9 protein-coding genes are annotated in these 10,261 nt (G+C 74.7%); all 9 read left to right on the forward strand.

Features of this window, described 5'->3' with window-relative positions; all coding sequences use genetic code 11:
- The first annotated feature begins 1 nt into the window (after position 1).
- The 9 genes from mshA to UO65_RS30670 all read left to right on the forward strand — a co-directional run bounded on the left by mshA (position 2) and on the right by UO65_RS30670 (position 9,877).
- Positions 2–1,288 carry a D-inositol-3-phosphate glycosyltransferase gene (gene mshA, locus UO65_RS30630; RefSeq protein ID WP_233427905.1) on the forward strand — a complete coding sequence of 429 codons (1,287 nt, stop codon included), beginning with the start codon at positions 2–4 and terminating at the stop codon, positions 1,286–1,288.
- Positions 1,285–1,806 (forward strand): type III secretion system chaperone family protein, encoded by a 522-nt coding sequence (locus UO65_RS30635; protein WP_035289684.1) that lies wholly within the window; start codon positions 1,285–1,287, stop codon positions 1,804–1,806. Before mshA ends, UO65_RS30635 begins: the two co-directional genes overlap by 4 nt.
- Positions 1,807–1,883: 77 nt before the next feature.
- Positions 1,884–2,813 (forward strand): DUF4349 domain-containing protein, encoded by a 930-nt coding sequence (locus UO65_RS30640; protein ID WP_052022030.1) that lies wholly within the window; start codon positions 1,884–1,886, stop codon positions 2,811–2,813.
- A 492-nt stretch (positions 2,814–3,305) separates the two neighbouring features.
- Complete coding sequence (locus UO65_RS30645) at positions 3,306–4,052, forward strand: phosphoglyceromutase (protein WP_035289687.1); 747 nt, start codon at positions 3,306–3,308, stop codon at positions 4,050–4,052.
- Positions 4,053–4,380: 328 nt separating this feature from the next.
- On the forward strand, positions 4,381–5,577 hold the full coding sequence (locus tag UO65_RS30650) for a sensor histidine kinase (protein ID WP_161784545.1): 1,197 nt from the start codon (positions 4,381–4,383) through the stop codon (positions 5,575–5,577).
- The gene (locus UO65_RS30655; protein WP_035289690.1) at positions 5,574–6,263 is read left to right on the forward strand and encodes a response regulator transcription factor; all 690 of its coding nucleotides are present in this window, start codon (positions 5,574–5,576) and stop codon (positions 6,261–6,263) included. The genes UO65_RS30650 and UO65_RS30655 overlap by 4 nt, the downstream gene beginning before the upstream one ends.
- 24 nt (positions 6,264–6,287) lie before the next feature.
- The gene (locus UO65_RS30660) at positions 6,288–7,241 is read left to right on the forward strand and encodes a Ppx/GppA phosphatase family protein (RefSeq protein ID WP_035289692.1); all 954 of its coding nucleotides are present in this window, start codon (positions 6,288–6,290) and stop codon (positions 7,239–7,241) included.
- A 90-nt stretch (positions 7,242–7,331) separates the two neighbouring features.
- Positions 7,332–9,080: a hypothetical protein gene (locus UO65_RS37695; RefSeq protein WP_200873509.1), complete on the forward strand. Its 1,749-nt coding sequence runs from the start codon at positions 7,332–7,334 to the stop codon at positions 9,078–9,080.
- Positions 9,077–9,877: a sugar phosphate isomerase/epimerase family protein gene (locus UO65_RS30670; RefSeq protein ID WP_084176404.1), complete on the forward strand. Its 801-nt coding sequence runs from the start codon at positions 9,077–9,079 to the stop codon at positions 9,875–9,877. Before UO65_RS37695 ends, UO65_RS30670 begins: the two co-directional genes overlap by 4 nt.
- Positions 9,878–10,261 lie beyond the last annotated feature (384 nt).

The raw sequence follows: 10,261 nt of genomic DNA on the forward strand, positions 1-10,261 counted from the left end.
CGTGACGCAGCTTCACCGGCCGCGCAGGGTGGCGGTGTTGTCGGTCCACACGTCCCCGCTCGAACAGCCCGGCACGGGCGACGCGGGCGGGCTCAACGTGTACGTGAGCGAGACGACCCGGCGGCTGGCCCGGCACGGCATCGCCGTCGAGGTCTTCACCCGGGCCACGTCCTCGGACCTGCCGCCGGTGGTGGAGCTGGCCCACGGGGTGCTGGTCCGGCACGTCACCGCGGGCCCGTACGAGCCGCTGGAGCGGGCCGAGCTGCCCAGCCAGCTCTGCGCGTTCACCGCGGGTGTGCTGCGCGCCGAGGCCCGCCAGGACCCGGGCCACTACGACCTCGTGCACTCGCACTACTGGCTGTCCGGGCAGGTCGGCTGGCTGGTCCGGGAGCGCTGGGGGGTGCCGCTGGTGCACACCGCGCACACCCTGGCCAAGGTCAAGAACGCCGCGCTCGCCGACGGCGACGCCCCCGAACCGCGGGTGCGGGTGATCGGCGAGCAGCAGGTGGTCGACGAGGCCGACCGGCTCATCGCCAACACCGACGTGGAGGCGGCCCAGCTCACCGGCCTCTACGCCGCCGACCCGGACAAGGTGCACACCATCGCCCCCGGGGTCGACCTCGACCGCTTCCGCCCGGCCGACCGGGCCGCCGACCGCGCCGCCCTGGGCATCCCGGCCGACGCGGTCGTGTTCGCCTTCGTCGGCCGGGTGCAGCCGCTCAAGGCCCCCGACGTGCTGCTGCGCGCCGCCGCCGAACTGCTCGCCCGCGGCGACCTCGCCAGGGACCGACTGGTCGTGCTGGTCGCGGGCGGCCCGTCCGGCTCCGGCCTGGACCAGCCCGCCGCGCTACAGGACCTGGCCGCCGCGCTGGGCATCACCGACGTGGTCCGGTTCCTGCCGCCGCAGTCCGGCGACGCGCTGGCCAGGGTGTACCGGGCGGCCGACGTGGTGGCGGTGCCCAGCCACAACGAGAGCTTCGGCCTGGTGGCCCTGGAGGCGCAGGCCTGCGGCACCCCCGTGGTGGCCGCCGCGGTCGGCGGCCTCCCGGTCGCGGTCGCCGACGGCCGCTCCGGCCTGCTCGTCGACGGCCACGCCACTCCCGACTGGGCCGACGCGCTGACCCGGCTGGCCACCGCCCCCCGGTTGCGGGCCGAACTGGCGGCGGGCGCGGTCCGCCACGCCCGCGCCTTCTCCTGGGACCGCACCACCGACGCGCTGCTGGCGGGCTACGCGGAAGCGGGGCGCGCGCTGCGGCGGTCGCTGCCGCGTGTTGAGGTTGCGGTGTGAGCACTCCACTCGATCAGGTCATCAAGGACGCACTCGACGAGCGCGAGCTCGCCTACGACAACCCGGAACCCGGCCGCTTCCTGGTCGTGCTGCCCGGCATCAAGAAGCAGCAGACCAACTGCTGGTTGAGCGTCGGCAAGCACGCGCTGGTGGTCGAGGCGTTCGTCTGCCGCCGCCCGGACGAGGCGTTCGAGGAGGTCTACCGGTTCCTGCTGCGCCGCAACGCCCGCCTCTACGGCGTGCACTACACCGTCGACAAGGCAGGTGACATCTACCTGCTCGGCCGGGTCGGGCTGAACTCGGTGACCGCCGACGAACTGGACAAGCTGCTCGGGCAGGTCCTGGAGGCCGCCGACGGCGACTTCAACACCCTGCTGGAGATCGGCTTCGCCACCGCCATCCGCCGCGAGTGGGACTGGCGCACCTCCCGGGGCGAGTCGCTGGCCAACCTCAAGGCCTTCGAGCACCTGCTGGAGCCCGCGCAACGGTCGCGTGTCTCAGACGAGGCCGACTCGTGACCGGCTCCCCGGCAACGGGCTGACCCGGATGCCCCGTCCCACCGGTGATCGCACAGCTCACCTGAGGGGACACCGAGATGAACACCACCCCGAGACGGGCCCGCCGCACGGCGGGCCTGCTCCTGGCCGCGACCGCGCTGGCGGCCCTGGCCTCCTGCACCAGCAGCGGTGAGAGCGGCACCTCCGCCGCCGTCGCCCCGGAGCGGGCGGCGCAGGCCCCGGCTGGCGCGGACGCCGCAGGTTCCGCGAACGGCGGGAAGGCCGCCGAGTCCGGACCGGCCGACCGGCAGGCCGCCCAGGTCAGCGCCCCGGGCGTGGACCGCAAGCTCGCCCGCACCGCCACCCTCGAACTGGGCTCGGACGACGTGGTCGCCGCCGCCGAGACCATCCGCGCCGAGGTCTTGGCGGCGGGCGGCTACTCCGGGCAGGAGTCCGTCTCCGAGCGCACCGCCTCGCTGACCCTGCACGTGCCGTCGGACAAGCTCGACGCGGTCCTGGCGAAGCTCACCGACGGCGGCGCGGGCACGGTCCGCAACCGGGGGCAGAACGCCGAGGACGTCACCGAGCAGACCGTGGACGTGGAGAGCCGCATCAAGACCCAGCGCGCCAGCCTCGACCGGGTGCGCGCCCTGCTGGCGAACGCGCGTTCGGTCCCCGAGATCGTCGAGATCGAGAGCGAGGTGACCCGCCGCGAGGCCGAGTTGGAATCCCTCCTCGCCCGCCGCGACCGGCTCGCGGGCAGCGTGGCGATGTCGAAGATCACCGTGCAGGTGGTCCGGGCGGACGCCCCGGTGGTGTCCGAGCCCGCGGACGACAACAGCTTCCTGTCCGCGCTGGCGGCGGGCTGGGACGGCTTCCTGACCGCGGGCGGGTTCGTGCTGCGGGTGGTGGGCTACCTGCTGCCGTTCGCCGCGCTCGCGGCCGCTGTCGGCTGGGTCGTGCTGCGGCTGCGCCGCAGGACCAGGGCGGAGCCGCCCGCGGCGCCCGCAGTGCCCGCGGAGGGCTGAGGGGTGGGGTCGCGGAGCGGACCGGGCGAGGGGGGAGTCGTAATCCCGGTCCGCCCCGCGACCGAACCCACCGGGCCGCCGAGGCGGGGGGCACCTGGGGCCCACTGCGGGTTTCGTGCGGCTCGGCAGGGGAGTCGAGCCGCGCGGGTGGCCCCGGGGATCAGGGAGTGCTTGGGAGCTGATCCGTCGAGGCTGTTGTCAACTTGTCAGATGCGGGACACGGACACAAGGCCGCCAGGTAAGCCGATCGGGGACTCTCGCGCGGTTGGCGTCTCGATTTCATAACGACGCTTGTTCCGCAGGTCAGCGCAACCCCGACCGGCCCCGGCGCGCACCCCCGGACCGGTCGCGGACAGCGGTCCGACCATCCGGGGCGGATCATCCGGGCAGGCCCCGCCGCCGCGGGCGCCGGTACCGCGTGCGAGCGCACCCGTGCGCCCCTGTCAAGCCCACCCCGCGGGTGCGCCCGAACGGGTCTGGCAGGCTCCACCCATGGCCATCGGAACCCTGGTGCTGCTCCGGCACGGCGAAAGCGTCTGGAACGCACAGAACCTCTTCACCGGCTGGGTCGACGTGCCCCTCTCCGAGAAGGGCACCGCCGAGGCGATCCGGGGCGGGACCCTGCTGCGCGAGGCGGGCATCCTCCCGGACGTCGTCCACACCTCCCTGCAGCGCAGGGCCATCAACACCGCGCACCTGGCGCTGGACGCGGCCGACCGCGCCTGGATTCCGGTCAAGCGCGACTGGCGGCTCAACGAGCGCCACTACGGCGCCCTGCAGGGCAAGGACAAGAAGCAGACGCTGGCGGAGTTCGGCGAGGAGCAGTTCATGCTCTGGCGCCGCTCCTACGACGTCCCGCCGCCGCCCATCGAGCGCGGCTCCGAGTTCAGCCAGGACGCCGACCCGCGCTACGCCGGGCTGGGCGCCGACCTGCCGCTGACCGAGTGCCTCAAGGACGTCGTCACCCGGCTGGTCCCGTACTGGGAGTCCGAGATCGTCCCGGACCTGCGCGCGGGCCGGACGGTGCTGATCGGTGCGCACGGCAACAGCCTCCGCGCCCTGGTCAAGCACCTCGACGGCATCTCCGACAGCGACATCGCCGGGCTGAACATCCCGACCGGCATCCCGCTGCGCTACGACCTCACTGAGGACCTGGCGCCGACCACGCCGGGCGGCACCTACCTCGACCCCGACGCCGCCGCGGCCGCCATCAGCGCGGTGGCCAACCAGGGCCGCTGACCCCCGACGACCGACCGAGGCCCCGGCTCACCCGAGCCGGGGCCTCCGCCGTCCCCGGGGCGCCGTCCGGCGGCCCCGCGGTTCACCGGGCGACGCCCCGTCGTACGGGGCGCCACGCGCAGGCGACCGGCCCGTGGCAGCCCCGCCAAGTTCACCCGCCGGGGTGGTTACGGAAGGATCACCGGCGGGTTTCTACCGGCCGGTAGGACACGACAGGGTGAACGTGACCTGACTGCGGTACGAACAACCGCGCGGCAGGTGTCACCACTGTCACGGAAAGCGTGATCAGACTGGTCAAAACCGCTGCCGGGCTGCTTACGATCCCCCTGTGGCCGCCCCGGTCTGTATCGCGTTGTCGCTCGGCACCCTGCTGATCGGCCTGTCCGTCGGTTTCCTGCTCGGCCGCACCCGCGGCGCGGTGGGCAAGCGGAAGCCGGTCGGCCCCACGGTCGCCGAGCTGGTCAGTCGTCTGACGCACTCCTCGCACTCCGGCATCGTCGTGCTCAACCGCTTCGGCGACGTCGTCCTGCACAACCCGCGCGCCGAGGCCCTCGGCCTGGTCCGCAACCACCGCGCCGACGACCGGGCCCGCAAGGCCGCCGAGGTGGTGCGCGAGACCAACGAGCCCATCGAGGTCGACCTGGCGCCGCTGGAGTCGCGCGGCGGGCGCACCCCGGAGGCCGTGGTCGGCGAGGTCCGCCCGCTCGGCGACGGGTTCACCGCCATCGACGCCGACGACCAGTCCGAGGTGGTCCGGCTGGAGGCGGTCCGCCGCGACTTCGTCGCCAACGTCAGCCACGAGCTCAAGACCCCGGTCGGGGCGATGGCGCTGCTGGCCGAGGCCGTCCTCGACGCCGCCGACGACCCGGTCGAGGTGCGCCGCTTCACCACCAAGATCCTGCACGAGGGCAACCGCCTGGGCACCCTCGTCACCGAGCTGATCGCCCTCTCCCGCCTCCAGGGCGCCGAGCGGCTGCCGGACATGAACACCGTCGGCGTGGACGCGGTGGTGGCCGAGGCCATGGGCCGCGCCCGCCCGGCGATGGAGACCGCGGGCATCGACATCACCACCGACACCGACAGCGGCCTGCTGGTCGAGGGCGACCGCACGCTGCTGGTCACCGCGCTGTCGAACCTGCTGGAGAACGCCCTCGCCTACTCCCCGCCCGGGTCCCCGGTGACGGTGAGCAGGCGGGCCGCCGACGGCATGGTCGAGATCGCGGTCACCGACCGCGGCATCGGCATCGCCGAGGAGGAGCAGCAGCGCGTGTTCGAGCGCTTCTACCGCCTCGACAAGGCCCGCTCCCGGGCCACCGGCGGCACCGGCCTCGGGCTGGCCATCGTCAAGCACGTCGCGGCCAACCACGGCGGCGAGGTGCGGCTGTGGAGCAAGCCGGGGCTGGGCTCCACGTTCACCCTGCGCATCCCGGCCCACGTCGGGTCGGAACCCGTCGGGGTCGGGGCACAAGGCGCGCTGTCGACGGTCGACAGCGCCGTTAGCGATCACCACGGAGGACCGGCATGACGAGGGTGCTGATCGTCGAGGACGAGGAGTCCTTCGCCGACCCGCTCGCCTTCCTGCTGCGCAAGGAGGGGTTCACCGCCGCGGTGGCGGGTACCGGGCAGCAGGCGCTGGAGGAGTTCGACCGCAACGGCGCCGACATCGTCCTGCTGGACCTGATGCTGCCCGGGATGAGCGGCACCGACGTGTGCAAGGCGCTGCGCCAGCGCTCGGCCGTGCCGGTGATCATGGTGACCGCCCGCGACAGCGAGATCGACAAGGTGGTGGGCCTGGAGCTGGGCGCCGACGACTACGTCACCAAGCCCTACTCCGCCCGCGAGCTGATCGCCAGGGTGCGCGCGGTGCTGCGCCGCGGCGGCGAGGCCGGTGGCGACGGCGAGCTGCTGCCGCAGGTGCTGGCGGCCGGGCCGGTGCGGATGGACGTCGAGCGGCACGTGGTGACCGTCTCCGGCACCGACGTGGCGCTGCCGCTCAAGGAGTTCGACCTGCTGGAGTACCTGCTGCGCAACGTCGGCAGGGTGCTCACCCGCGGCCAGCTCATCGACCGGGTCTGGGGCGCGGACTACGTCGGCGACACCAAGACGCTGGACGTGCACGTCAAGCGGTTGCGCTCCAAGATCGAGCCCGACCCGGCGGCCCCGAGGCACCTGGTCACGGTCCGCGGCCTGGGTTACAAGTTCGAGTCCTGATCGAGGCCATGTACGGTTCTGGCCGTGCGCCTCGGTGTGCTAGACGTCGGCTCCAACACCGTCCACCTCCTCGTGGTGGACGCGCATCGTGGTGCCCACCCGACCCCCGCCCGCTCGGAGAAGACCGTGCTGCGGCTGGCCGAGCGGCTCACCCCGTCCGGGCTGCTGTCCAAGCGCGGGGCCGACGACCTGGTGCGCACCGTGGCCGAGGCGAAGGCGTCCTCGGTGCGCCTGGGCTGCGCGGAGCTGATGGCCTTCGCCACCTCGGCGGTGCGCGAGGCGGGCAACTCCGCCGAGGTGCTGGCCAGGGTCACCAGGGAGACCGGGGTGGAGCTGCGCGTCCTCTCCGGTGAGGACGAGGCCCGCTACACCTTCCTCGCCGCCCGCCGCTGGTACGGCTGGTCGGCGGGGAACCTGCTGGTGGCCGACATCGGCGGCGGCTCGCTGGAGCTGGCCGCGGGCATCGACGAGAACCCGGACTTCGCCGTGTCGGTGCCGCTGGGCGCCGGGCGCACGACCCGCACCCGGTTCACCGCCGACCCGCCCACCCGCACCGAGGTGGCCGAGACCGCGCAGTGGCTGGTCGAGCAGCTCGCGCCGGTGGCCAAGCGGGCGGCGAAGTTCGGCAGGCCGGACCGGGCGGTCGCCACCTCCAAGACGTTCCGCACCCTGGCCAGGCTGACCGGGGCGGCGCCGTCGTCGGCCGGGCCGAGGGTCCGCCGGGTGCTCACCGAGTCCGGGCTGAGCCAGCTCATCGCGTTCGTCTCCCGGATGTCCGCGACCGACCTGGCCGAGCTGGACGGGGTGAGCCCCAGCCGCGCGCACCAGCTCCTGGCGGGTGCCCTTGTGGCGCAGGCCACTATGCGAGCGTTGTCACTGACCGAACTCGAGATCGGGCCGTGGGCCCTGCGCGAGGGTGTCATCCTGCGACGGCTGGACCAGACGAATGGCGAGGACCACACTGATTCCTCGGACTGACAGGTACTGCTGGGCGGCGACCGACCGGGTGCTGCCGCTGGAGTGTGCGAGCACTGGACTGTTCGGCCCGCACGGGGCACGGTGGAGTGGATGAGTCAAGAAGGTGGACCGGAGCGCACGCAGCGCACCGTGGCCGAGTTGCTGGCCAAGTACGGCGGCAACCCGGACGAGGGCGCGCCCAGGCGACGCCGCCGCAGGGCGGACGACGCCTCGGACACCGCACCCCAGGCCATCATCGAGCGGGTCATGTCCGACAGCGGCACCATGCTCCCGATCCGCGAGGACCAGGAGGCGCCCGAGCGCACCTCGCACCGGCCGCGCCGAGCCCCGCAGCAGCCGCCCGCCGCTGACCGGCAGCAGCCGCCGCAGCGCAGGCAGGCGCCCCCGCAGCCCGAGCAGGCCCCGCCCCCGGCGCACCAGCCGCCGCAGGACCGCCAGGCCCCGCCGCGCCGCCGCACGCTGCCCCAGGGGCCGCCGCAGGCCGAGCCCCCGCAGGACCCGCCGACCGTGCCGCAGGCGGGCCCGCCCGCGGGCAGGCCGACCACGCCGCGCCGGTCGCTGCCGGTCCGCGGCCGCACCGGCGACCCCGGCCTGGAGACCGGCCGGTTCGACCCGGCCGCCCGCCCGGAGCCCGACCGCCAGGAGTTCGAGCAGCAGGCATTCGAGCCGCCGCCCTTCGAACCACCGCCGTTCGAGCCGCAGGGCCGCGCGGACCACGAGCGCCCGGACTACGAGCGCCCGGAGTTCGACCCGCCCGCCCGCCCGGACGTCGAGCCGCCGCGCCCGCCGCGCGGTCGGCCGCGCCCCGGGGTGGACCAGTTGCGCGACCCCGGCCGCCAGCAGGCCGACCAGGGCAGGCGGGAGGCCCGCCGGGACACCCGGATGGAGGGCACCCGCCCGGACCTGCCCGACCTGGGTTCCGCCGAGCCGCCCGCCCCGGACCTGCCCCGCCGCCCGGGGCGGCCGGAACCGCCGCGCGCCGCGCCGGAGCCGATGACCGAGCAGTTGCCCCGCGTCCCGGAGCGCACCGAGCTGGTCGACCCGGTGCAGGTGGACCCAGCGCCGACCGACCCGGTGCCGACCGACCCGCCCCAGGCCGGTCCGGCGCAGGCCGCCGGTCCGCGCCGGGGTGGCCCGCTGCTGCCCCGCCGCGCCCCGGGCACGTCCCGGCGCCCCGGGCTGCCGAACGGCCCGCAGCAGCCCTCGCAGGCCCTGCCGGTGCCGCCTGGTCGCGCCCAGGAGTTCCCCGGTGACGCCGCCGAGACCGCGGTCGACCCGCAGGGCCCGCCCACGGAGTTCCACGAGAAGGTCGAGGGCTTCGACGACAAGGCCGCGACCCGGTTCGACGACTACCAGGCCCACGACGACTACCCCGCCCTCGGCGCGGGCCCGCGCGGCCGCGCCGCGGTCGACGAGCGCCCCTCCGGCGACTTCGACGTCAGCAGGCTCGACGCCCCCGACACGTTCGACGCCGACGACGACCGGCCCGACGACCGCGACGACGAGGACGACCTCGAGGAACTCGAGGACCTGGACGACCTCGACGCCGACGACGCCGACGACGACCGCGAGACCTCGCCCACCCGCGAGTGGCTGATCATGGGCGGCCAGCTCGCGCTCGGCGTGGCAGGCGGCGCGGCGGTGTGGCTGGGCTTCAACTGGCTGTGGCGGGTGCTGGCCCCGGCGGCGCTGATCGGCGCGCTGGCCGTGATCGTCGGCCTGGTGCTGATCGTCCGCAAGATCCGCAAGGCCGAGGACCTCCAGACCACCGTGCTGGCAGTGCTGGTCGGCCTGGTCGTCACGGTCTCCCCCGCCGTCCTCCTGCTGCTGGGCCGGTGACGGTGGTCCCGGTCGGCCTGTCCACCGCGTCGGTGTGGCCGCAGACAGCGGCGACGGCGTTCGCCCTCGCCGCGGACCTCGGCTACGACGGCGTCGAGGTCATGGTGTGGGCCGACCCGCTGAGCCAGGACGTGCCGCAGCTACGCAGGCGCTCGCGGAGCACGGGCGTGCCGGTGCTGGCCGTGCACGCCCCCTGCCTGCTGATCACCCAGCGGGTCTGGTCCCCGGACCCGGAGGTCCGGCTGCGCCGGGCGGTCCGCGCCGCGCAGGACCTCGACGCCCGCACGGTGGTGGTGCACCCACCGTTCCGCTGGCAGCGCCGCTACGCCGACGGCTTCGCCGACCTGGTCGCCGCCCTGGAGGACGAGAGCGGTGTGGCGGTGGCGGTGGAGAACATGTTCCCCGTCCGCCGAGGCCTCGGCGCGGGGCGGGCGGTGGAGCTGTCCGCCTTCCGCCCGTCGACCGACCCGACCGACGAGGGCCACCGGCACTACACGCTGGACCTGTCGCACGCCTCCGCCGCCAGGGTGGACGCGATGGCACTGGCCGGTCGGATGGGCGCGGGCCTGACCCACGTGCACCTCGCCGACGGCAGCGGCCTGCCCAAGGACGAGCACCTGGTACCCGGCCGGGGCGACCAGCCGTGCGCGGAGCTGCTGCACAGCTTGGTCGAACGGGACTTCACCGGCCAGGTGGTGCTGGAGGTCAACACCCGGCACGCCAAGGCGCCGGGGGCACGGGCCGCCGAGCTGCGCGAGTCCCTGGCCTTCGCCCGCAAGCACCTCGTGCCCCGCTAGGGCCAGTCCCCGAAGCCACCCAGCCACCCCGCCAACCGCCCTGCCACGCCGAACCCCAGCGGCGCGGCAGCCGAACCGGCCACCCGCCAACCGGCTGCCCCCGCCGAACCCCACCGGCACAGTGGCCGCCCACCCCACCAACTACAGGCCCGATGGCCAGCCACCCCAACCCCCGCCGCCGCAGCAGGCGACCACCCGACAAACCGCCAGCCCGGCGGCCAGCCACCCGAACCTCACAATGCGCAGCCAGCGACCACCCCGCCAACCCCCGGCCTGGCGGCCCGCCACCCGAATCTCACCGTGCGCAGCCGCCGACCACCCCACCAACCCCCGGCCTGGCGGCCCGCCACCCGAACCTCACAGTGCGCAGCCAGCGACCACCCC

The organism is Actinokineospora spheciospongiae, from assembly GCF_000564855.1.
Classification (GTDB): Bacteria; Actinomycetota; Actinomycetes; order Mycobacteriales; family Pseudonocardiaceae; genus Actinokineospora; species Actinokineospora spheciospongiae.